The sequence below is a fragment of the Streptomyces cinerochromogenes genome, assembly GCF_014648635.1.
Lineage (GTDB): Bacteria > Actinomycetota > Actinomycetes > Streptomycetales > Streptomycetaceae > Streptomyces > Streptomyces cinerochromogenes.
In genome coordinates, this window is sequence record NZ_BMRM01000008.1 from 187,346 (window position 1) to 209,157 (window position 21,812).

General features: G+C 70.1%; 24 protein-coding genes. 12 read left to right on the plus strand and 12 right to left on the minus strand.

Translation table 11 applies throughout. The features are described from left to right. Positions 1-12: 12 nt before the first annotated feature. Genes IEZ20_RS17510 through IEZ20_RS17520 form a run of 3 tightly spaced genes read right to left on the minus strand, consistent with a single transcriptional unit; the run spans position 13 to position 1,874 of the window. A complete protein-coding gene (locus tag IEZ20_RS17510; protein ID WP_189299521.1) occupies positions 13-945 on the minus strand; it encodes a DUF6895 family protein in 933 nt (310 codons plus the stop codon). Further along, the gene (locus tag IEZ20_RS17515) at positions 939-1,538 is read right to left on the minus strand and encodes a hypothetical protein (RefSeq protein WP_189299523.1); all 600 of its coding nucleotides are present in this window, start codon (positions 1,536-1,538) and stop codon (positions 939-941) included. The genes IEZ20_RS17510 and IEZ20_RS17515 overlap by 7 nt, the downstream gene beginning before the upstream one ends. 12 nt (positions 1,539-1,550) lie before the next feature. Beyond that, the gene (locus tag IEZ20_RS17520) at positions 1,551-1,874 is read right to left on the minus strand and encodes a hypothetical protein (protein WP_189299525.1); all 324 of its coding nucleotides are present in this window, start codon (positions 1,872-1,874) and stop codon (positions 1,551-1,553) included. Between the two features lie 176 nt (positions 1,875-2,050). Between IEZ20_RS17520 and IEZ20_RS17525 the strand changes: the two genes are divergently transcribed. Continuing rightward, on the plus strand, positions 2,051-2,683 hold the full coding sequence (locus IEZ20_RS17525) for a class I SAM-dependent methyltransferase (protein WP_189299527.1): 633 nt from the start codon (positions 2,051-2,053) through the stop codon (positions 2,681-2,683). On the opposite strand, the gene IEZ20_RS17530 is transcribed toward IEZ20_RS17525, so the two are convergent. Genes IEZ20_RS17530 through IEZ20_RS17545 form a run of 4 tightly spaced genes read right to left on the minus strand, consistent with a single transcriptional unit; the run spans position 2,670 to position 7,335 of the window. Then, positions 2,670-5,867 carry a lantibiotic dehydratase gene (locus IEZ20_RS17530; RefSeq protein WP_189299529.1) on the minus strand — a complete coding sequence of 1,066 codons (3,198 nt, stop codon included), beginning with the start codon at positions 5,865-5,867 and terminating at the stop codon, positions 2,670-2,672. The genes IEZ20_RS17525 and IEZ20_RS17530 overlap by 14 nt on opposite strands. Before the next feature lies 1 nt (position 5,868). Beyond that, positions 5,869-6,765 carry a cupin-like domain-containing protein gene (locus tag IEZ20_RS17535; protein ID WP_189299531.1) on the minus strand — a complete coding sequence of 299 codons (897 nt, stop codon included), beginning with the start codon at positions 6,763-6,765 and terminating at the stop codon, positions 5,869-5,871. Continuing rightward, on the minus strand, positions 6,728-6,916 hold the full coding sequence (locus tag IEZ20_RS17540) for a hypothetical protein (protein ID WP_189299533.1): 189 nt from the start codon (positions 6,914-6,916) through the stop codon (positions 6,728-6,730). Before IEZ20_RS17540 ends, IEZ20_RS17535 begins: the two co-directional genes overlap by 38 nt. Before the next feature lie 17 nt (positions 6,917-6,933). Next, a complete protein-coding gene (locus IEZ20_RS17545; RefSeq protein ID WP_189299535.1) occupies positions 6,934-7,335 on the minus strand; it encodes a hypothetical protein in 402 nt (133 codons plus the stop codon). Positions 7,336-7,547: 212 nt separating this feature from the next. Between IEZ20_RS17545 and IEZ20_RS17550 the strand changes: the two genes are divergently transcribed. The 4 genes from IEZ20_RS17550 to IEZ20_RS17565 all read left to right on the plus strand — a co-directional run bounded on the left by IEZ20_RS17550 (position 7,548) and on the right by IEZ20_RS17565 (position 11,000). Beyond that, entirely contained in the window at positions 7,548-7,871 is a 324-nt protein-coding gene (locus IEZ20_RS17550; protein ID WP_189299537.1) for a hypothetical protein, read from the plus strand. A gap of 482 nt (positions 7,872-8,353) precedes the next feature. Next, on the plus strand, positions 8,354-8,998 hold the full coding sequence (locus tag IEZ20_RS17555; RefSeq protein ID WP_189299539.1) for a hypothetical protein: 645 nt from the start codon (positions 8,354-8,356) through the stop codon (positions 8,996-8,998). A gap of 5 nt (positions 8,999-9,003) precedes the next feature. Beyond that, positions 9,004-10,326 (plus strand): tetratricopeptide repeat protein, encoded by a 1,323-nt coding sequence (locus IEZ20_RS17560; RefSeq protein ID WP_189299541.1) that lies wholly within the window; start codon positions 9,004-9,006, stop codon positions 10,324-10,326. A 215-nt stretch (positions 10,327-10,541) separates the two neighbouring features. Beyond that, positions 10,542-11,000 carry a hypothetical protein gene (locus IEZ20_RS17565; RefSeq protein ID WP_189299543.1) on the plus strand — a complete coding sequence of 153 codons (459 nt, stop codon included), beginning with the start codon at positions 10,542-10,544 and terminating at the stop codon, positions 10,998-11,000. 148 nt (positions 11,001-11,148) lie between these two features. Here the strand turns inward: IEZ20_RS17565 and IEZ20_RS17570 are convergent, their stop codons facing one another. Next, positions 11,149-11,793, minus strand: a complete 645-nt coding sequence (locus IEZ20_RS17570) for a LysE family translocator (RefSeq protein WP_189299545.1) — start codon at positions 11,791-11,793, stop codon at positions 11,149-11,151. A gap of 260 nt (positions 11,794-12,053) precedes the next feature. Then, positions 12,054-12,500 carry a hypothetical protein gene (locus IEZ20_RS17575; protein WP_189299547.1) on the minus strand — a complete coding sequence of 149 codons (447 nt, stop codon included), beginning with the start codon at positions 12,498-12,500 and terminating at the stop codon, positions 12,054-12,056. Between the two features lie 417 nt (positions 12,501-12,917). Between IEZ20_RS17575 and IEZ20_RS17580 the strand changes: the two genes are divergently transcribed. Beyond that, positions 12,918-13,058: a hypothetical protein gene (locus tag IEZ20_RS17580; protein ID WP_189299549.1), complete on the plus strand. Its 141-nt coding sequence runs from the start codon at positions 12,918-12,920 to the stop codon at positions 13,056-13,058. 284 nt (positions 13,059-13,342) lie between these two features. Next, the gene (locus tag IEZ20_RS17585; RefSeq protein ID WP_189299551.1) at positions 13,343-14,557 is read left to right on the plus strand and encodes a cytochrome P450; all 1,215 of its coding nucleotides are present in this window, start codon (positions 13,343-13,345) and stop codon (positions 14,555-14,557) included. 14 nt (positions 14,558-14,571) lie between these two features. Here the strand turns inward: IEZ20_RS17585 and IEZ20_RS17590 are convergent, their stop codons facing one another. Continuing rightward, a complete protein-coding gene (locus tag IEZ20_RS17590; protein ID WP_229896115.1) occupies positions 14,572-15,546 on the minus strand; it encodes a phosphotransferase family protein in 975 nt (324 codons plus the stop codon). A 220-nt stretch (positions 15,547-15,766) separates the two neighbouring features. On the opposite strand from IEZ20_RS17590, the gene IEZ20_RS17595 reads away from it, so the two are divergent. Further along, positions 15,767-16,756 (plus strand): NAD-dependent epimerase/dehydratase family protein, encoded by a 990-nt coding sequence (locus IEZ20_RS17595; protein WP_189299553.1) that lies wholly within the window; start codon positions 15,767-15,769, stop codon positions 16,754-16,756. A 39-nt stretch (positions 16,757-16,795) separates the two neighbouring features. Further along, on the plus strand, positions 16,796-17,242 hold the full coding sequence (locus IEZ20_RS17600; RefSeq protein ID WP_189299555.1) for a GNAT family N-acetyltransferase: 447 nt from the start codon (positions 16,796-16,798) through the stop codon (positions 17,240-17,242). Here the strand turns inward: IEZ20_RS17600 and IEZ20_RS17605 are convergent. Together IEZ20_RS17605 and IEZ20_RS17610 are read right to left on the minus strand one after the other, a co-directional pair. Further along, positions 17,214-18,329 (minus strand): sensor histidine kinase, encoded by a 1,116-nt coding sequence (locus IEZ20_RS17605; RefSeq protein WP_189299557.1) that lies wholly within the window; start codon positions 18,327-18,329, stop codon positions 17,214-17,216. The genes IEZ20_RS17600 and IEZ20_RS17605 overlap by 29 nt on opposite strands. Position 18,330: 1 nt before the next feature. Next, positions 18,331-19,125 carry a response regulator transcription factor gene (locus IEZ20_RS17610; protein ID WP_229896116.1) on the minus strand — a complete coding sequence of 265 codons (795 nt, stop codon included), beginning with the start codon at positions 19,123-19,125 and terminating at the stop codon, positions 18,331-18,333. A gap of 115 nt (positions 19,126-19,240) precedes the next feature. Between IEZ20_RS17610 and IEZ20_RS17615 the strand changes: the two genes are divergently transcribed. The 3 genes from IEZ20_RS17615 to IEZ20_RS39735 are packed head-to-tail and all read left to right on the plus strand — an operon-like array spanning position 19,241 to position 21,596. Further along, positions 19,241-19,954, plus strand: a complete 714-nt coding sequence (locus IEZ20_RS17615) for a glycosyltransferase family 2 protein (RefSeq protein WP_189299559.1) — start codon at positions 19,241-19,243, stop codon at positions 19,952-19,954. After that, a complete protein-coding gene (locus IEZ20_RS17620; protein ID WP_189299561.1) occupies positions 19,951-20,580 on the plus strand; it encodes a TIGR04282 family arsenosugar biosynthesis glycosyltransferase in 630 nt (209 codons plus the stop codon). Before IEZ20_RS17615 ends, IEZ20_RS17620 begins: the two co-directional genes overlap by 4 nt. Next, positions 20,577-21,596 (plus strand): class I SAM-dependent methyltransferase, encoded by a 1,020-nt coding sequence (locus IEZ20_RS39735; protein WP_229896117.1) that lies wholly within the window; start codon positions 20,577-20,579, stop codon positions 21,594-21,596. The genes IEZ20_RS17620 and IEZ20_RS39735 overlap by 4 nt, the downstream gene beginning before the upstream one ends. Positions 21,597-21,812: the final 216 nt, after the last annotated feature.

The window sequence follows — 21,812 nt, forward strand, 5'->3', positions numbered from 1 at the left end:
CGTCCCGTCTCGTCAGACGGCCTGACCGCTGTCTGACGAGACGGGGCTCAGGCCGCCCGGGCAGCGGCATGGTGCCCAGCTGTCGGCGGTAAGTGCGAGGAGCGCCACCAAAGTGGTGTGGTAAGTCGACAGAAAACGCCGTCGGGCCGTGTCACCGTCTCGACACGGCAGGCCACTGCCAGCGCCACTGGGACCAGGAAAACTGCCGTCTGTCCGCTGCCATGCTTTCAGTTCCGACAGGCCTTGACGCCCAACGGGTTCTGCCATGCACGTGCCGACCATGAGCAGCTCTGCGGCGAGGTCCTGGTTGCCGACCTCTTGCGCGCACTTGAGCCAGGTGGGAAGCCAGAAGGCAAGGTAGGCCGAGACACCGGGAGTCGTCAGCGCCTCTGGACGCCTGCCGAAGTCGGTGAGGTAGAAGACTTCGTGGGTCATCGGATAGCCAGTGGTGTCTGAAAAAGTCCAGGGCTCGGGCATGGCGCTGAGCCAGCTGCCCGCTGCGGGCTTCACTGGTGGGGGCGAAAGTTCGAGGCGGCCCAAGTTGTACCGCAATGCCGTGTGCCGCCAGGCCGGGAGCTCCATTCCCTGCATCAAGGCCGAGTTCGAGAGGTACGATACCCAAGCGTCCAACCGATTACTGCGGTAACCCATTGTGTACAGACTCGCGTAAAGACTGATGGCCTCGATCAACTCCGGCCTGGCACATGTAAGCCGCACCAGGTCGTCGCCTGAGCCGATCTCTTCCCATATCCAGTCGGCGAGTGGGCTGCAGCGCTCCGCGCATCCAGGGTCCCGGGCGAGCAACGAGGACACAAGGGCCAGTTCCGAGAGGGGCTTCAGCAGCAGGAAGCGGTCGAACTCGTCGGTCGCGTGGCGGGCCACTCCAAAGTGACTCAGGTGGCTTTCGATCCATGACAGAGCCGCGTTGGCCGATTCGTTCAGCATGCAGGTGAGACCTCGGAAGCCGGCACGTGGCGTTTCACGTGATCAAACAAGCGAAGCTCCCAGAAGAGTTGTTGCGAGTTGCAAGCTTGGGCCAGAGCAGTCAGGTGACCAATGGCCTGGTCGATGAATCTGTGAACGACGGGCTCCGCCCAAGGAGGCGCACCCGCGCAAGAGCCTCCGACCATCACGGTCAGCCCGCGTGCCGCCTCCACGTAGCGACACCTGTGGATGAGCAGGCAGACGTCCTCCGCCACCGTACGCACGTTCCGGTCGACCTGGTAGGCGATCCCGGAAGCCGCAGCCCGGCTCAGCACCCGGTACTCATCCTGCTCAGGAGCGTCGACAGCAGCCTCCACCTGAGGGGGCACCAAGAGGTGCGCCTTCAATACGGCCTCGACGAGTACCTGTAGGGTGCGCCATTCCAGACCGCACATTTTCAGGTCTGGTCGCTCCAAGCCCCGGGTGACGACTGCCAGGGCCACGTCCGGCGGGACCTGATGGCCGTCGAGACGCCAGTGAAGCATGGTGTCGATGAGCGACGTGCTGACTGCATCGATACCGAACGGACAGCGGGAGGCCTCCGACTCACCCACACGAGCTCCCTCTCACCGGGGGACGCGGACCACGTGCAGACAGAAGTCGACGATCGGCCCGGAGGCAGCCAGTCTGTCCGCGGAAGTATCCGCGGGCTGCAGGTGTACCTTCAATTGCCGTACCGCTTCGAACTCATCTGGTTCCAGTACCGCCTGAGCCGGGCACTCGTTGTCGTCGTCTCGGCATTCCTCAGCCAGCTCGCCGGAAAGTTCGACGAGCTTGTTCAAGGACCGCTCCTGCTCGTCGGTCATCTCCAGCCTGGACAGGTCCACCTGAAGCTGGACACCAGTCGGGAAGTGCAGAGACATGTGCTGGCCATCACGAGTGAGTCGCATGGCGGGACCTCTTTCCCAACAGGGGTTTCCCTTCCCTCACCTCTTCAATTCCATCACATACGGAAGTTCGAGGCATCCGGGGGCCGCGTCGGTCGTGTGCAGCGATCGACGCGGACGGCCCAGCCTCCTGGTGGGCGGGGTGACGAACAGGCTGCGCGGGGTACTCGGCGGCTGTCATGCGCAGCAAACCGCCAGGCCGACTGGCACTCGTTGCGGCTTCCTTGCCCAAGGTGTGCCGTCGGCACGGCGTTCCCCGGGCACTGCGGCTCGCGGCGAGCGAGCTGCTGTTCGACCTGCGAAACGGCACCGACACCTCACTCGACCCGCCGCGCCACGAAGGAAGCAGTCCCTTGCTCTTCCAGGAACTGGTTCGGGACCTGCCCGCACAGACCCTGCAAGGCCGTTTTCTGGACTTCGGCGCCGGCAAGGGGCGGGTCCTGCTGCTGGCGGCACGACACGGCTACTCCAGGGTCCTGGGAGTTGAGCTGTCCGCGGAGCTGTGCGCGATCGCGGAACAGAACATCGCACACTTCCGCAGGCGTGCTCCTGACGCGGTCATCGGCGTGTGTCACGCCGACGCCGCCGACTTCGAGGTCCCCGACGACACCAGCGTGGGGTACTTCTTCAATCCGTTCGGCGACGAGGTCATGTGCCCGGTGGTTGACCGCATCACCGCGTCCTTGACCCGGGTCCCGCGGCGGTTCCACGTCGTCTACCTGTGTCCGCTGTACGTGGAGGTGTTCCTGCGGGCAGGCTTCACGCCGGTGCACCGATGTGGTGATCACGGGGTGCTTCTCAGTCGTGGCTGAGGTGCGCCGAGGCCTCGTACAACCGGCACAGGAAGTCGCAGATCAGCAGTTCCTGCGGACGGGCGTGGGAACGCAGCAGCCGGTTGGCGTGCATGTGCAGGAACGTGCTTGCCAGCACGGGCAGGGGCCGAGTGAGCCGTCCCGCGCCCGCTTCGGCACGCAGTCGCTCCGCCAAGGGGCGAACGACATGCGACCGTGCCCGCAGCGCGGACTCTCCCAGCGTCGACGAGTGGGCGGACTCCAGCAGGGCCCGAAGGTCTGCGCGTTCGGCGCGGTAGCGCGCACCGATCCTGCTCCGGGCTCGGCCGTCCAGCCCGAGCTGCGCGCTCAGCCAGCCGCGGGCGGCAGCCACCACGGCGTGCTTGTCGGCCGTGGCAAAGCCGAAGTCCGTCAACAGACGATCATAGCCGACGAGCGCCACACGCCAACGGTCGTCGGCGGGCACGGATGCGACGATGTCCAGGGCGGCGTCGCTGTCCGCGTGGAAGATACGTTCAGCAGTGCGGATGGCGCCGCCGTAGCGTTCAATCTCCCGTTCGTACGTGTCGAGTTGCAGGCTGCGGACCAGCGCGCGGCCCTCGGTGCCGGCGACCGCGTCGTGCAGCGTCGGAAGCACCTCGTTCAGCAGGCGGGCTGGCTCGCCGTGCATCCTCAGCCGAATGTGCCAGTCCGGGTCCGAGTATCGGACGAAGAACCATTCGTCGATGGCTCCGCTCTCCAGGAAGCGGGTGACGAGCGGAGGCACGATGTGCCGCAATACGGCGTCGGCTCGTGCCGTACCCGTGTACAGCTTGGCGTACAGCCACTCCGAGCTGGGACCGAAGGTCCGTCGGAAGGCCCGCACCGGCACCGGTCTTCCGCACGCAGGCGGGTGGAAAGGCGTGGGCCGTGGGCGTGTGCTCTTCACCTGCGAGAACGGGAGCACGATCTCGTGCAGGAAGCGGCCCTCGGGCCCGGTGACCAGCACCTGATCGGGTTCGAGGAACACCTCCACCAACGATGCTCTCGAGCAGTTCCCGACCATGTGCGCCAGCGTCTCCACACACAGCACATTGTCGAGGTCGAGCGGTAGGAGCTGGTCGCCCTCGGCCAGAGCTACCCACCGCGGCAGGCGCACACGTCGCCGCAGGGACTGCACCGCGGTGAACAGGGCGGCTCCTTGGAGCTTCCTGAACGGGGAGAGCTGGTCCGCCGAGAGGTTCCAGCGGGCACGCGACAGCACCAGCCGCCCCGCGGTGACCCGCGGCAGGAAAGGAGCGCCGGAGAGATCGCCGAAGGAGAAGAACAGGGAACCGGTCCCGTCCTGTCCCTGGAGCCGTCCGAGGAACCGGTAGAGGGCGAGGTTGCCGGCGCCTCGGAAGTCGTGCGCGGTCGTGATGCGCGGGACGACTTCCCGGTCCAGACGGGCGGACCACAGGACAACCCGGTCCTGAACGATGGAGACGAGGAGGTCCGTCACCGGGATCTGCCGCTCCGGTGACACGACGGACCGGCCGAGGTATGGAATCTCGTGGTCCCGCAGCCGGGGCCTGGCCAGCACGTTGCCGGCACGCCCCGTGGGCAGATGCACCACTTCCGCGAAGACAGCATCGGGCCGCAGGCCTTCCTCGGCCCGGAGATGGGCCCGCACCCGTTCCCTCAGTCTGTCTTCGGCGTGGCAGAAACGTCCGAAGGAGTTCGCGCCGGAGGGGCCTCCGACACCGGAGAGGAGGACACGGAATCTGCCCTGTTCCAGTGCCTGTCGGCTGCCGGCGAGCACCACGGCCCGCACACTGAACGCCTCGGGCAGAACGGCCGGTGCACCTGCGGCCGCCAAGGACTCCACCTCCCGCTCTCCCAGGAAGATCACCTGGGAGCCGTCGCGGTACGCTTCGGCAAGCCACCGCAGCAGCAGCGCTTCGCGGCGTGGGGGCGGGGGCTCGCCAGCCCGTTCCGCGGCGCCGGAGGGATCGCCGTGGTGCGCGACCGGGAAGCCGATGCCCGTGTCTTCGTCCAGAACCTCGCACAGCGGGACGGAGCGGTGCCCGTAGCGCCGCCGGAATGCCTCCCGGAACTCGGCGAGGGGGTCCGATGTTCGTGTACCGCCCACACGTTGGAGCAGCGACAGACCTTCGGTGATCTCATCGATCACCTCGCTCCCCAGGTCTGCCGTCACGGCCGGTTTGATCAGATCGACGTGGAAAAGACCGGCGCGTTCGCAGGGGGCCGGCAACGCGGCGGCGACGCTTGTGCCGAGCCGGTCGTAAGCCGTGGGGTGGGTGCCCGGTGGCGCTGAGTCGAGCACTGCGAGCTCGTCCCGCACGCGCTTCAACCGGGTGGCGACGCGGTGGGCCGGAGGGCACCCGGGGATCCCGTCCAGTGCGTCGACCACCCCGTGGAGGGGCTCGGGACCGCTCACCGTGGGCTGGAGCCGCGACACCAGGATGTCGTGGTGGATCAGCTCCTCGACGAATTCCTGCGCCTCTTCGCGGCTGACGGCGGGTTCCGCGGCCCTGACCGCTTCGACAAGTTCGGCTTGGCGGGCTCCGGCCCCGGCCCGCTCGAGCACCGCCTCCAGCGGATCGAGGCACGCCACCGCGACCAACGTGTAGACCGTGCCCTCGTCCGACGCATGGGATGCGGCGTAGCGGAACCCGCCGCCCGCCCGGTACAGGCTGGAGTTGGGGGCGAACGCCAGGCACCTTTTGATGTCCGGGTCACCATGCAGCGCGTCGCAGAGTGCTGCCAGGTAGCGGCAGTCGAGGCGGGTACGGCGCCTATACTGCTCCGCCGGGGCCAGGCGCAGCGCGGTCCGGACCGCACCGGTCGATCCGACTGAAACGCCGGCGAAGAGGCCGAACGGGGTGGGCCGACCGGACATTCGCGCCGCATAGCGCAGCAGGCTCCGCTCCACCTTCCGGCCCCGCCGCCCGTCCGGACTTCGGCGCCACCGGGAGACACCGGCCATCAGCGAAGGCGAGGCGACAGCCAATGCCTCGCGCACCTCCGGGCGCTCGCACCAGGTCCGCAACCGTTCCCGCACACGACCGCGATCGCGCTCCAGCGCCGCCTCGAGGAGACAGGGGTCGGTACAGGACGCGGCCTCCAGGCCTTCCCCCAAGGAATGCAGGGTCTCGACGGGAAGATAGGGCGTGCGCAGGACGAAGAAGTCGTCCGCTCTCCACGGCGTGCTCGCCGGACACATGTCAGTCTCGCCGGCCGGCTCCCGGAAGGGGAAGCCGGGAGCGGAGAGATTGGGGGACAGTACGGAGCCTGACGCAGCCACGTCGCAGCAGCAGCCGCCACAGGCTGCGGTTGACGAGCCCCTGCGGGAAGGGTCGCGGCCAGAAGAAGTTCACGTTCACCGCCCAAGCGGAGACCACGGTGACCTGGTGAAACCAACCGACGGGGATGTAGAGGGACTCGCCGGGGCGCAGGATGCACCGCAGGCCAGTGGCCTGACGCGCCAGGGGAAACCTGTCGAAGTCCGGCCTGTTGGGGTCGAAGCGGCAGTGGGTGATGCCCCGGACGCGGTAGACGAAGCGTGACTGCGACGGCGGAAAGAGCACGAACTCTTTGCGGCCTACGACCTGCGTATTGCAGTTGGGCGTCACGTCGGAATGGAGTCCGCAGGACGTCCCCAGCACTCCGCACCAGAAATTGGTGTCGACCGGTGCCCTCCGGTACCAGCCGGGGGCGGGCAGGCTCGCCTCGAGGTCCTTGGAGAGTCGCTTCAGCCTGGCGTCGAGGTAATAGAACCGATCCGGCTGGACACGGCTGATCGCTCTGGTTGCTTCCTGCGCGTCCCACGGCTCCCCGACGACGCCACGGATGGTCTCGGCGGTTTCGACGACCCAGTCCATGTAGCGGTGAAACGAGATGTACCCGCCCTCGTCCAGGTTCTGGAAAACATTGATCGGCGGCCCCGCGACCTCGCGGACCGCCACCTCCCGTTCCCCCGCCACTGATTTGAGATAGTCGGCGCTCCACAGCCGTGGGGCCGCTTGCGCGGCCGGCCAGCCAACGACCACTCTGGGCTCGCCACCCCAGCGGGGGGGCTGGAAATCAGCCCACGGTACGCGGAGTACCGGAGCCAGCTTCATCGCGGTCGTCCTCGTGTGCGGTCTCGTCGTCGATGTCGCACGTCCAGAGACTGTGGCCCTGTGTGGTGAGCACCGCGTCGATCAGGTCGCCGACGACCTCTCTCCTGAGGTCCAGCCGCTTCAGGGGGACTGGTTCTTCGTTCGTGTCCATGGGTGGCCAGACATCTCCTATTTCAGAACAGCTTCGCGCAGCAGCTTCATTCCCACCAGCTCCGAGTGCTGAGAACAGCGCGGTTTCTCGGCACCGAGGCTGGTGGCCAGGGCGCGCATCTTCTCGTTGTAACCGTCCAGCGCCGCCATGTTCGGTAGTTCGACGAGGAGCATGAAGTCCCAGTCCTCAGGGGTGTTGAGTGGTGCCATCAGCACCCGATAGCCGAGGATGATGCCCTGCTGCTTGGCGGCCTCCATCAGAGGCTTCCACTGAGTCCCCAGACAGGACAGGTAGGAAGGCGTCTGCCCCCTCTTGGCACGAATGAACTGGACGGACCAGACCGAACCCTCCGAATAGGCGGCATCATTTGCGATCGCCTCTTCCGGGGTTTTCGTCGACGGTGCTCTCGAATCGGCCACTGACGCTCCTCCACCCCGACCGTTCAACTGGGCTCTCCCATGCTCCTGCGACGGCCGGTCGGGCGCAAGTCGAGTGTGCAGGAGAAGCCGGGTACCGCAACGACATAGAGCTTCCCGAATTGCCATTCGAGTGAAGATCGCGTTGCGGGTCTCCGGCGTGTTGTCTTCTACTGAGGATCGGCTCCCGATACCCCCTCCGAAAGGACCGAACCATGGCAGCGCAAGCGAGCGGCACAGCTCGGTGGACGATGATTGACGAGGTCTCGGAAGAGATCCGATCCGAGCCGTGGAGCATGTACTGGCGTGAGTGGAAGAGCGACAGCGAGGAGTTCGCACGCTTCCTGCGCGAACCGATCGCTGTGCTCGCAAAAGAGATCAGCGAGGTCGAGCAGGACTGGACAGTGACCTCCACGATCGCCAACCATCACGTGGGTATGGGCCACAGCGGCATCTGCATCGTCGCGACCTCCGTGCCGAGCGAGCGCCGAGTCTATCTGTGGATGTACAAGCACGCCCCGGACGAAGAAGGCGCGTAAGGCTTCCCCCGGTTCATTGGCTCGCCTTCATCCGCGTGAAATTCACCGCGGGACGAGGAGGCAATCCACGGCCGGGGAGGGAACCCCGGCCGTGGGCGGAACCACCGCGGCGGCGCCCGGCGCGTGAATCGTCTTCGAGGCCGTATCCGGCTTCTCGAGGCCGCCCACCCTACGCGCATGGGCTCGCCGCGGTCACACCCCCGTCGCCCTCGTATGACCGTGTCCCGTTCGGACCACGGCCCGGCCGGTGTGTGAGCGCCTGCCCGGGGGCAGTGGGTGGCGTGGGGCAGCCTCCACGGGCCAAAGGTGTGAACCCGGGCCACGCCCCTTGAGCTGCGGCGTGCCGCACACATTTCGTAGCGGCTTCCCTCTTAGCTAGGAACCGGGTCGCGGTCAGCACCTGCCGGCCTACCTGATCGACGCGACCGGAGGAGAGGGCATTGGGCACGCAACGATCCACTGTGATGTCCCGCGCTGCGACCGTGCGCCGTATCGACGCACTGTTCCAGGCCATGGAGACAGACTTCCTGCTGCGAGAACAGTTCATCACCGGTCCGTCCCAGGTCCTGGTGGAGTACCTTGCGGGCCCATCCGTTTCACGGGAGCAAGCGGCCCTCACCGACAGGCTCATCTACTCGGTCTTCGCCAACCCGAAGCTGCTGGAGTGGTTCCAGAAGTACGTGCACCGTCACACGGACAAGGTGCCCACTAGGGGGCAGTTCCTCGCCGACTTCTGCGAGGCGACTGTCAGCCATGGTGGCCGGGACGTCGTGGCCGTTCTACTGGAAGGGTGTGTGGCAGAAACCGGAATCTACGTGCTGACCGATGAACTGCTGCATTACTTCGTCAACCTCCATATCGCCCAGACACAACTCTGCGAGGACGGGGACGGCAGGGCGAACGGGGAGCCGGCAGTGGACCAGGAGCACCTCGGCATGCAGGCCCGAGCCGGCACCACCCCGTTCGTGACCAACATCACCTGGGAAACGTACATCCGCATCCAGCAGCCAGACGATGACCAGGCGTTCAGCGCACACTTCGTGCCCCCGTACGTCGCAGTGACCCTCAACGGTCTGGCCCGGTACGCAGTGGAGCTTCAGGCACACGACGCCTTCCAGCTCGGGTGATCCACGTGGGCACGTCGTGGAACGCCGGATCGGCCGTCGCCCGTGCGAGGGCGACTGTCATTGCCGGACGTGCGGAGGAAGCGGCGCGACTTCTCAGCAACGCCCTGCAGGCCGGCCCGGAAGACTGGGCGGCCCGACGCGAGTTGGCGCTCTTGCTGGCCGCCTCGGAACGCTGGGACGAGGTGCTGCCGTTGCTGCGTGACGACATGCGCACGCGCGCCGACGACTTGGCGTGGGCACCGGACGTGCTCAATGCGGCCTTGGAGCACGGCGACTTCCCGCTCGCCGAGAGGTGGGCCTCGCTTTTCGCCCAGTTGCGCTGGGGCGCTTCCTCGAGTCCGGCTGAGCGCTCGACCATCGCACTGAGCGTTCCCAAGTTGCAGCACGACATCCACCAGATGCAGTATCTCCAACGCTTGGGTGTGTTGGGCACGGAGTACAGCCGGGTTGTCGATGCCTACCAAGCCGTGCGCGACCGGCTGGTGGCCAAAGGCCCCGAAGCTCGGGAACCCCTAGACTCCGATGCCAACCGGTGTATCGCCGCCACCTACAACCGTCTGCTGCATGTCCGCCACACACCGCGCGTGGCGCGTGCCCTGTCACATCGCTGGGACCCCGCAACCGTTGAGGAGCAGTACCTGGCGAACGCACCCGGCGTGGTGTACGTGGACGACTTCCTCACCGAGGAGGCGCTGAGCGAGCTGTATCGGTTCTGTCTGGAGTCGACGGTGTGGTTCGGCAACCGCTATGCGCACGGCCGGCTGGGCGCGCTCATGCAGGACGGGTTCGTCTGCCCCCTGCTCATGCAGATCGCCCAGGAACTGCGAGACGCTCTGCCTCGGCTCATCGGCGATCGATACCCGCTGCGCCAGATGTGGGGCTTCAAGTGCGGCCCCCACGTACCCGCTGACGTCACCACGCACGCGGACTTCGCCGCCGTCAACGTCAACTTCTGGGTCACTCCGGACGACGCGAATGCCGACGAGCACTCAGGGGGCCTGGTGGTCCACGACATCGACGCCCCCTTGTCCTGGGGCTTCGACACCTACAACGGCTGCCAGGACGTCATCCGGCCCTTCCTGCAACGCCGACGGGCCCGCAGCATGACCATCCCCTACCGGCAGAACCGGGCGGTGATCTTCAACTCCGACCTTTTTCACGCGTCGGACGCGATCTGCTTCCGCCCTGGCTACGAGAACCTCCGCATCAATGTGACAATGCTTTACGGCGACCGCGAAGAGGAAATCCACCATCCCCGGCTATCAGGACCCGGAACAGCCGGGGTCAGGCCGGCCTGGCGGTCGGCGGCATTCACACGACGGGTATGAAAGGTGCCCCTTCACGGGTGTCACGCGGTGGCGGGTAGCCAGAGGATTCCGGTGAGGGCACGGCTTGCATTTCGGGTCGACGTGACAGGCCGAGGGACGCGCGCCGCCGTCTGGTTGCCCCGTGGTCGTGGACGCCTTCCGATTCGAAGGCCCTCTTCCCCAGGACGAAATTTCGCGGGAAAGTAGGACATCCTTCCACTGAGAGGACCTCCCCCATGCGCCTGACGCGCACCGCAGTCCTGACCGCCACCACCATGCTCACCCTGCTGCTTCCCGCCACCGACGCCCGCGCCGCCGCCATCGCCTGCGGCGGCTCCGTCTCCACCCAGGGCATCGCCGCCAACGGCTGCATCAGCGCCGAAAAGGGCAAGGAAGGACGCGTCTACACCCGCGAGATCAAAGCCCACGTCGTCCTGACCAACACCCGCCCCCACGCCGCCTACGTCGACTACGAAGCCTTCTTCCGCATCGTCTCCGGCGGCCACTGGGTCAAAATCGGCAACGGACGCACCCTCGTCCCCCGCCGCACCACCACCGGCCCCATCGAAATCGGCAGCACCACCCGCGTCTGCTTCGTCGTCAACGCCAAGGCCGAGATCCGCGTTCACGTCAAACCCGCAGGAGGTGCCTGGAGCAACTGGACCGGCGCCGCGACCTCCCAGTGCCAGACCTGACCGCATGGCGCCCTGCGCACGGCGTCCCCGTGAAACCCAGGCAGACATTCTCGCGGGGACGACGTGCCCGCCCACGGTCCCCAGTGCTCACCCAGCGGCTCCCTGCCCGGCCCCGGCAGGACCGGCGTCACAGGCGCGCGGGCATGGCTCAGGCCGAGACAGGCGTACGTGACAGGGCGGTGCGCAGCGCGAAGACACCGAGCAAGCCGCCTGAAGCGAACCGCTGAGCGGTCATCACGCGGGGCCGGCCACCCAGAAACCCCGACACCCGTGCTGCGCCCAGCATGATCAGAGCGTTCACGGAGATCCCGACGATGATCTGCACACCACCGAGCTGGAGCAGCTGCGCCCAGTCCGGGCCCGCCTGCGCATCCATGAACTGGGGCAGAAGAGCGGCGTACATGAGAGCGATCTTGGGGTTGAGCAGATTGGTCAGGAGCCCCATCGAGAACAGGCGGGCGTCAGAGACCGGAGGCAGGTCCTGGGCCGGGGCGAAGGGCGAGCGGCCACCGGGCTTGAGCATGGCCCAGGCCAGGTAGGCCAGATAGGCGGCCCCGGCGAGCTTGACCACCGTGAACGCCAGCGGCACGGCGGCGAACAACGCGGACAGACCCGCGGCCGCGGCCAGCAGGTAGCACAGAAATCCCACGGCGGTCCCGCTCAAGCTGACCAGGCCCGCCCTGCGGCCTTGGGTGATCGCGCGAGAGGCGAGGTGGATCATGTTCGGTCCGGGAGTCAGGGCCATGCCCAGTTCGACCAGGGCCACTCCCCCCACTGCGGCCAGACTGATCACCGGTCAACTCCCGTTCGGTTGCCGGGTACCTGGACCCGGAGTGGGGCGGCGCCCGGCTGCGCCGGGCGGCTGCGACGCATCGACAGTGCCTGCATCGCCTGCCTCAGGATACGGCCCTGCCGTTCGGTGTCCGCGCACCCTCACAGATTACGGCGCCCTCCCGAACAGCATCCGGCATACGAACCCGTTCCACCATAGTAATGAGGAACTTCTGTCCCTCCGACGATCCTTTCTTCAAGCTTGAGACCACCCTCTGTGATTCACCCATTGCAGTTCGGGCAAACGGAGACTTCGGACGGGTTGACTCGGATGAGAACAGCCTCTTTCAGTTCCAGAACCGCTTCCACCGCCTCCCGGCCGTGTGCTCGGATCCCTTGCGCAACAAATTCGTAGGCACCATACACGTGCCCGCAGTTCTCACATGGTGTGCGGTTTGCAAAATGAATCACATCCTTCAGGCCGAGATCCGTTTCGATCCTCTTCAGCTCATCAGAAGACACTACCTCGACCTTGAGCGCCTCGATTCGCTCAGGAGTCCAGTACCATGCCATTACCGTGTCAGCAACGCCACGGGGGACGTAAAATGACGCCGACACTCCACCGTCGACTGCCTTCTTGATTATCTCGACGATTGCCTCATCGTCTGCCGAGATGACCGTGCCCCCGCTAGCCGCAACCTCGTCGATGCTCGCGATCCTGCGCTCCATGAGCGGTGACCTCCAGAAGCGTGAAGAAACGTACAACCGGGCGGAGTGGCCACTTGAAGAAAAGCGCGAAGGGAACGACATCCCACGTTCGGTTACTCAGCGGCGTAAACACCGGCGACTCCAGTTTTGCACCCCTGAACCGACACGCAAGTCGACCATGCGGGCGACGATATTTCTCGTGCTGGTGCAGCCCCGCTCATCGGGTCACCCAAGGCAAACCGCAATGGCTTTGGGCAACCGACGTGACCATCGCCCTGGCCGCAATGACCTTGCAGTCAGCAGTTCAAAACGCAGATACGACCCAGCCGAGGTCGACAAAGGCGACCAACGGACGTGTCCACGCCTGCCCCTCGGCCCTAGAAGCCCCAGGCGCGAGGCGCCTGCTCTCCTCCCGAAGCGGGGCTTGGCGGAGAGCCCGTGCGCGACCAGGCCGTCGAGCCGAACCGAAGGGACCGCCCGGCGGGCTTCTCGAAGACGGTCAACAGGGCTTCAGGACACGGCGTCGTCTACGCCACGCAGAACGGGGACCTGCCGGTCGACGGACGCACGCCCCGGTGAGGAAGAGGATGCACGTGGAGGACGAACTGGCCGCGCTCGCGGGAGCCGGAGCCACCGTCCTGGTCGCCGCGGTGATACGTAAGGCCGAGAGGTTGCCCCGGGCGTCCGTTCTGCGGGGCCGGCCGATCTCCCGCATAGTGGTCGCGGTGGCCTCTTCCAGGGGCAGCCCGCCGGCGGGATCAGCGCCTTCGTGCCCTGACATCGTTGTCCGGCGCTCGGCGGCCGGCACGGGAAGGACCCGCACCTCGGAAGCGACGCGCCCGACGGCGCGCAAAGGAGGCTGTATGTCGTTCCACGACACGGAAGTGCCCGTCTGCCCCTTCGACTTCGCCGACGCGCTGGAGTTCGATCCCGCGCTGGCCGCGCTGGCGCAGCGCGGCCCGGTCAGCAGGATCCGGTTGCCCTACGGCGAGGCCGAGGCGTGGCTGGTGACCAGCTTCGCCGGAGTGCGTCAGGTGACCTGCGATCCCAGGTTCAGCCGGGCGGCCATCGTGGGGCGCGACTATCCGAGGATGACACCGGAGCCCATCGTGTCCCCGGAGTCGATCAACGTGACGGACCCCCCGCACGTCACCCGGTTGCGGCATGTGACGGCCCAGGCGTTCACCCGGGAGCGGGTGGCGGCCATGCGGCCGGCCGTGGATCGGGTGGTGGCCGGGCTGCTCACGGCGATGGCCGAGGAGGGGCCGCCCGCGGACCTGGTGACCCATCTGTCGGTCCCGCTGCCCCACCTGACGATCTGCGAGCTGCTCGCCGTCCCCGAGACCGACCGCGACGAGCTGCGCGCGTACACCATGCGGCTGCTGGCCACGTCGCCGGACGCCCGGCAGGACGCGGCCGACGCCAAGGCCAGCCTCCGGAAGTACTTCGCCGAGCTCATCCCGGCCCGCCGGAGCGCGCCCGGCGAGGACCTGCTCAGCGCGATGGCCACCGCCGAGGTCCCGGAGGGCGAGGAGCCGCTGAGCGACGACGAGTTGGCGGTCCTGGCGGTGACGCTGATCCTCAGCGGCAACGACACCGCGACCTGTCAGATCAGCAACATCGCCTATCTGCTGCTGACCCGGACCGAGGAGCGCGCGGCGCTCGCGCGCGACCCGGAGCGGTTCCCCGGTGCCCTGGAGGAGCTGCTGCGGTTCATCCCCTTCCGCAAGGGCGTGGGCATCCCGCGGATCGCCCTGGAGGACGCGGAGATCGAGGGGACCGCCATCAAGGCCGGCGACTACGTGCACGTGTCCTATCTGGCGGCCAACCGCGACCCGGCCGTCTTCCCCGACCCGCACGCGCTCGACCTCGAACGGCCCGTGCGCCCGCACATGACGTTCGGCTGGGGCGGGCACCACTGCCTCGCCGCCCCGCTCGCCCGGGCGGAACTGGACAGCGCGGTCACCGGCCTGCTGGCCCGCTTCCCCGGCCTGCGTCTCGACGTCGATCCCGACGACATCGAGTGGGACACCGGCACCATCCGCCGTTTCCCGCTGCGGCTGCCGGTCACCTGGTAGGGCCGGGGCGGGCGTCAGCCGTACGACGCGAAGAGCGCCTGGAGGTACGCCTCCAGGCGCTCGGTGAGGACGGCGGGCGTCAGGTCGTGCCTGCCCAGTTCCCGCCAGGGCTCGGCGACCTTCTCGGCGTCCGGCGCGAAGGCCAGCGCGTCGAGGACCCGCCAGTACAGGTGGTCGGCCGGCTTCTCGGCGAGTGTCCCGCCGGCCGCGACGTAGTGCTCCGCCAGGCTCATGCCGGCGGGCACTCCGTGCAGCAGGGCGAGCGCCGTGGAGCAGTGGGCCACGTCCAGGTCGGCGGGGCCCCAGGACGTCTCCACCCAGTCCACGACACCCGTGACGGCCAGGCCGGCGCCCGTGCCGGAGAAGAGCACGTTCCCCGGGTGGAAGTCGCGGTGCAGGAAGCAGGGACGGTGTGCCGGGGGCGGGCGGCGGATCACGTCCACGGCACGCCGCCACACCTCCGGTCGTCCCGGGCTCACGGGGAGCCGCACCCGCTCCGGGCCGGTCCACGCCTCGTAGGCGCGGGGCCGGGCTCCCTCCGGCACGGACAGCGCGTGGACCGCGACGAGTTGCCGGGCGAGGAGTCGTGTCGTCCGTTCGAGGTCCTCGCCGGTCAGCCGGAGGGTACCGGGAAGCAGCGACATCAGCAGGGACGGGTGGTCGCAGTGCTCGGCCGTGGCGTCGACCGCGTGCAGCCGGGCGGCCGGGACGCCGGTGTCCGCGAGCAGCCGGAGGATGTCCGCCTCCCGCGTCAGCAGTCCCTGGGCGTGCCTGACGTAGAACGGCTTGACGAACGACCGCAGGACGAGGGAGTACCGCTCGCCGTTCCCTTCGACGTCGATCCGCCGCATCCGTGAGGTCCAGCCCCCGCGCAGCCGCACCACACCGCGGATCCGGTCGCCGGGGCGCAGGCTGCGCTCCACCCACAGACGCGTCCTGGACCCCTCCGTGCCGGCCTCGCCCACTGCCGTGCTCCCGCCCTCGGTCACGGCAGCAGCCTAACGATCGCAGCCGTGCGCGGGTCGTGTGACGGGCGTCACCCACCCTGGGTCACAGGTCGGCGGGCGCCGGCGTCCGGTGGGCGTGGCAGGGCCGGGAGCGGACGGGCGGGAGCCAGACACGAGCGGGGAGCGCGGGCACGGCTTACGGAGTCGTGACGTGCGGGCGCGGCCCCGCCGTCCGCCGCCGCGGCGGGCCTAGCGTGGGCGTATGCGGGTTCTGGTCACCGGCGGTGCCGGGTTCATCGGGTCTCATGTCGTCGAGGCGCTGCGGGCGCGCGGGCACGAGGCGGTGGTGTTCGACGTACGGGAGGATACGGGCGCGGACGTACGCGATCCGGTGGCGGTCGCGCGGGCCCTGGCCGGTGTGGACGCCGTCTGCCACCAGGCCGCGATGGTCGGACTCGGGACGGGGTTCGGGGACGCGGCCGAGTACGTCTCCCGCAACGACCTGGGCACCGCCGTGCTGCTCTCCGCCATGGCCGAGGCGGGGGTACGGCGTCTGGTGCTGGCCGGGTCGATGGTGGTCTACGGGGAGGGGCGGTACGTGTGCCCGCGCGACGGGGTCGTCCGGCCGGGGCCGCGGAGGGTCGCCGATCTGGACGCGGGGCGGTTCGAGCCGAGGTGCCCGGCGTGCGGCGCGGAACCGGCTCCCGGGCTGGTCGGCGAGGACGCGCCGGCCGATCCGCGCAACGTGTACGCCACGACCAAGCTCGCGCAGGAGCACCTGGCCGCCGCCTGGGCCCGGGCGACCGGCGGGTCCGCGGTGTCGCTGCGCTACCACAACGTGTACGGGCCCGGGATGCCCCGCGACACCCCGTACGCCGGTGTCGCCTCCTTCTTCCGGTCCGCGCTCGCCCGCGGTGAGGCGCCGCGGGTGTTCGAGGACGGGCGGCAGCGGCGGGACTTCGTCCATGTGCGGGACGTGGCGGCCGCCGACGTCGTCGCGCTGGAGGCGGGGTCCGCCCCGGGGCTGCTGACCGTGTACAACACCGGCAGCGGTGAGCCGCACACCGTCGGGGAGATGGCCCGCGCCCTGGCCGACGCCCACGGCGGGCCCGCGCCGGTCGTCACCGGGGAGTACCGGCTGGGGGACGTACGGCACATCACGGCCGACTCCGCACGGCTGCGGGCCGAGCTGGGCTGGAAACCGGAGGTCGGATTCGCGGAGGGGATGCGGGAGTTCGCGGCCGACGGATGAACGAGTGCGCCGGGTGTGCGCCCCGCTAATGTGACGATCATGGCGGACTGGAGGATCCGTCCGGCTTCGCCGGCGGACGTCGAGGCGGTGGCCGAGTTGCGGGCCGTGGTACTGCGGGCGGACCTGGAGCGGCTCGGGCGGTACGACGAGAAGCGGGTGCGGCAACGGCTGCGGGACGGGTTCGCTCCGGCGCACACCCGGGTGATCGAGGTGGACGGCGCGTTCGCCGGCTGTGTGGCGCTGCGCCCGGCCGCGGACGCCCACTGGCTGGAGCACTTCTACCTGGCCCCGCGCCTCCAGGGCAGCGGCATCGGTTCGGCCGTGCTGCGCCGGCTGCTGGAGCGGTGTGACCGCGACGGCGTCCCGGTCCGGCTCGACGTCCTGCAGGGCAGTCCGGCCCGACGGCTGTACGAGCGGCACGGCTTCACCTGCGAGACCGAGGACGCGGTGGACGTGTTCATGGTGCGGGAGCCGCGGGCAGGGTGACCTCGAAGCGGCAGCCGCCGGGGATGTTGCGTACGGTGGCCCGGCCCCGGTGGGCCTCGACGATGCCGCGCACGATGGCGAGGCCCAGGCCGGCCCCGGCCGGCGGGGTGCGGGCGTGGGTGCCGCGCCAGCCGGTGTCGAAGACGCGCGGCAGGTCCTCCTCCGGAATGCCGCCGCAGCCGTCCGTCACGGACAGGACCACGCCGTCGGGCGAGCGCTCGGCGGCGACGGCCACCGTGCCGTCGGCGGGCGTCCGGCGGATGGCGTTGACCAGCAGGTTGCCCAGGACGCGGCTCATCTCCTTGGCGTCGACCTCCACCGGGACCGGCTCCACGCGGTCGCCGACCAGCCGTACGCCGTGGGCGCGGGCGAGCGGGTCGGCCCCCGCGAGGGCGTCGCCGACGAGGTCGTACAGGGAGATCCGGGACGGTGCCAGGGGGAGGGTGCCGGCGTGGATACGGGAGAGTTCGAACAGGTCGCCGACCATGTCGTTGAGGCGCTCCACCTCGGTGCGCATCTGCTTCAGATAGCGCTCCGGGTCGGCCGCGACACCGTCCTCCAGGGCCTCCGACATGGCGCGCAGACCGGCGAGCGGGGTGCGCAGGTCGTGCGAGATCCAGGCGACGAGTTCCCGGCGGGAGGTCTCCAGCAGGCGTTCCCGCTCCCGGGATTCGGCGAGCCGCGCACTGGTGGCCGCCAACTCGCGGCTCAGCGCGGCCAGTTCGGCGGTGGCCGGACTCGCGGGGGCGGCGAAGTCGCCGGCCTCCCCGAACGAGCGTGCCGCCAGGGTGAGTTCGTGGCTGCGGGCGACGACCCAGCGGCCCAGTGCGAGCGCGGTGGCCAGGGAGACCACGGCCGCCATCGCGACGACCGTCGTCACCACGGTCAGGTCGTGCGGGGACAGGAACATCGCCCAGGCGACCGCGAGGGTGCCGGCGAGGACGCCGCCCACGCCGACCGCGGCGACGACGGCGAGGGACACGGTGAGCGTGCGGCGCCGCAGCAGCCGTAGCGCGGCGGCCCCCGCGAGGCCCGTGGCAGCGGCCCCCGCGAAGGCGTACAGGGCGATGAGGAGGGTGTCGCGCATGTCAGTCCTCCCCCGCCCGGCCGCTCGGGTCGAAGCGGTAGCCGACGCCCCACACGGTCTGGATCAGGCGCGGCCGGGCCGGGTCGTCCTCGACCTTGCCGCGCAGCCGGCGGATGTGGACCGTCACGGTGGAGAGGTCGCCGAAGTCCCAGCCCCACACCTCGCGCATCAGGTCCTCCCGGCTGTACGCCCGGCCCGGGTGCCGCAGGAAGAAGGCGAGGAGGTCGAACTCGCGGAGGGTGAGGGCGAGTCCGGTGCCGTTCTTGGTGGCGCGGCGGGCGGCGGGGTCGACGGTGAGGCCGGCCGCGGCCAGCGGGCCCGCGGGCGTGCCCGGGCGGGCGCGGCGGAGCACCGACTGCACCCGCAGGACCAGTTCACGGGGGCTGAACGGCTTGGTCACGTAGTCGTCGGCACCGACCTCCAGGCCGAGGATGCGGTCGTCCTCGTCGCCGCGGGCGGTGAGCATGACGACCGGCACGGAGGCCCGGGCGCGCAACCGGCGGCAGACCTCCAGACCGTCCATGCCGGGCAGCATCAGGTCGAGCACCACGAGGTCGGGCCAGTGGGCGGCGGCGCGGGTCAGCGCGCCGGGGCCGTCGTCGGCCCGGTCCACGACATAGCCGGCACGGCCGAGGTATCCGGCGACGACCTCGGCGACGGTCGCGTCGTCGTCCACGACCAGGACCCGGGCGGACGCGGGGGCCGGGGCGGTGGTGTGGGGGGCGGGCGTGGGGGCCGGGGCGGTGGTGTGGGGGGTGGGTCCGTCCAGGGCTCCGGGCAGGTGCGGCTGTTGCATGGTCCCAGCCTCGCACCGGCCCCTCACGGGTGTCGCACCCCTGGCACCGCCCCGCCCCCGACGTCCGCGTTTCGTAAGGAGCGCCGGTCCGGAATGTCCGCTTCGCGTTCGTAGGGTGAACGGCGTGACCACCTCATCTCCCTCATCACCGGCGAGCGTGGACGTCGTGCTGCCCTGCCTGGACGAGGCGGCGGCCCTGCCCTGGGTGCTCGCCCGGATCCCGGCGGGCTGGCGCGCCCTCGTGGTCGACAACGGCTCCACCGACGGCTCGGCGGACATCGCGAGGGCCCTCGGCGCGACCGTCGTCCACGAGCCGCGGCGCGGTTTCGGTGCCGCCTGCCACGCCGGGCTGACCGCCGCCACCGCCGACGTCGTCTGCTTCTGCGACTGCGACGCCTCCCTCGACCCCGGCCACCTGGTGCCCTTCGTCCGGGACGTCCTCGACGGCCGGGCCGACCTGGTCCTGGGGCGGCGGCGGACGCGGGGCCGGGGTGCCTGGCCCGCGCACGCCCGAGCCGGCAACTTCGCGCTCGCGCGGCTGTTGCGCCGCCGTACCGGAGTGCGGCTGCACGACCTCGGCCCGCTGCGCGCCGCCCGCCGGGAGCCACTGCTCGCGCTCGGTCTCAGCGACCGGCGCAGCGGCTATCCGCTGCAGATGGTGGTGCGCGCGGCCGACGCGGGCTGGCGGATCGCCGAGCGCGACGTGCCGTACCTGCCGCGCTCCGGCGCCTCCAAGGTGACGGGCACCTGGCGGGGTACCTGGCAGGCGGTGCGGGACATGAGCCGGGTCCTGGCCGAGCCCCCGGCCGACGGGAGGACGGCATCGTGACCACACTGCTCGTCATCGCCAAGGAACCGCTGCCGGGGCGGGTCAAGACGCGCCTCACCCCGCCGTTCACTCCCGCGGAGGCGGCGGCACTCGCGGAGGCGGCGCTCGCCGACACCCTGCGCGCCGTGGCGGCCGCTCCCGCCACCCGGCGCGTCCTGGTGCTGGACGGGGCTCCCGGCCCCTGGCTGCCTCCCGGTTTCGACGTCGTACCGCAGTGCGCGGGCGGTCTGGACCGGCGGCTCGCCGACGCGTTCGCCGGGTGCGAGGGTCCCGCCCTGCTCATCGGGATGGACACCCCCCAGGTGACGCCGGAGCTGCTCACCGTGGACTTCTCCGGCCACGACGCGCTTTTCGGGCCCGCGGAGGACGGCGGTTTCTGGGCGCTGGGGCTCGCCGAACCCGATCCGGCCCTGCTGCGGGGCGTACCCATGTCGACACCGCGGACCGGTGCCGTCCAGCGGGAGCGCCTGGTGGCGGCCGGGCTGCGGGTGCGTGACCTGCCCCGGCTGCGGGACGTGGACACCGCCGCCGACGCCGCCGCGGTCGCCGCCCTGGCGCCGCACGGCCGGTTCGCCGCCCGGCTGGCCCGCTGCACCGCACGCTCCGGATCCGGGGCCGGGCGGTGAGCACACGGGCGGCCGTCGCCTGGGCGGGGGCCGATCCCTACGCCGCCGCGCTGCGCACCGGGCGCGGCCCGCTGTTCCTGCGCCGTACCGACGGCTGGCTGCTGCCGCTGGAGGTCGAACGGTGGTGCGCGCGGGCGGATGCGGTGGACCGCGCGGTGCTGGACCGGTGCGAGGGCGCCGTCCTCGACGTCGGCTGCGGGCCGGGGCGGCTGGTGGCGGAACTCGCCGCCCGGGGCCGTACCGTCCTCGGCATCGACGTCAGCGCGGCCGCCGTCGACCACACCGTGCGCACCGGCGGCCAGGCGCTGCGGCGCTCGGTGTTCGATCCGCTGCCCGGCGAGGGACGCTGGGGCACGGTGCTGCTCATGGACGGCAACATCGGCATCGGCGGCGATCCGCGCGCCCTGTTGGACCGGGTGGCCCGGCTGCTGCGCCCCGGCGGTCTCCTGATCGCCGAGACGGCGGCGGTGGACGTGGACGAGCGGTCGGAAGTACAGGTCGTCGCCGGGATCGGGGGTGGGGATGGGGGTGGGACGGGTGACGGCGGCGCCGAGGCGGGGACGGCCGGCGGCGGCGCGGCCGGGCCGGCCGGAGGGCGGGCGGGCCCCGACGGCGGGACGGGCAGGGGCGCCTTCGGCCGAGGCACGAGCCGCGGAGGCCCCGACGGCGGGACGAAGGGTGGCGGCTCCCACGCCGGGACAAGCCGGCTCGGCCCCGACGGCGGGACGACGGGCGATGGCCCCCACGGCGGAACCAGGGGTGACGACCCTCACCCCGGGACGATCGACGGCGGCGGCGCCTTCCTCTGGGCGCGGCTCGGCACTCCCGCCCTGCTGCGGTACGCGGGCCGGGCGGGCTGGCGGGCCGTCGGTCAGTGGGCGGCCGGCGGGCGGCGTTTCGTGGCCCTGCGCACCCTCAGCCCCCACAGCAGCGCCGAGCCGCCGAAGAGGACGGCGCTGATCAGCAGCCAGCGGGCGAGGAAGCCGTCCGTCGACAGGCCCGTGGCGGACCGGTAGCGCCGGTCCGCCATCCCGCTGATCAGCGGGAACCACACCAGCAGGAGCAGCCCGGACAGGGCGGCCGGGACACGGACGTACAGCGTCCCCTCCCGGCGCCCGGCGGCGCCGAGCCCGCGGACGACGGCCCGGTCCGCGAGCGTGTACAGCGGCAGCAGCACCAGGTCGTGCAGCAGGGCCGCCCCCACCAGCCACAGGGCGACGGCCCGCCAGTCA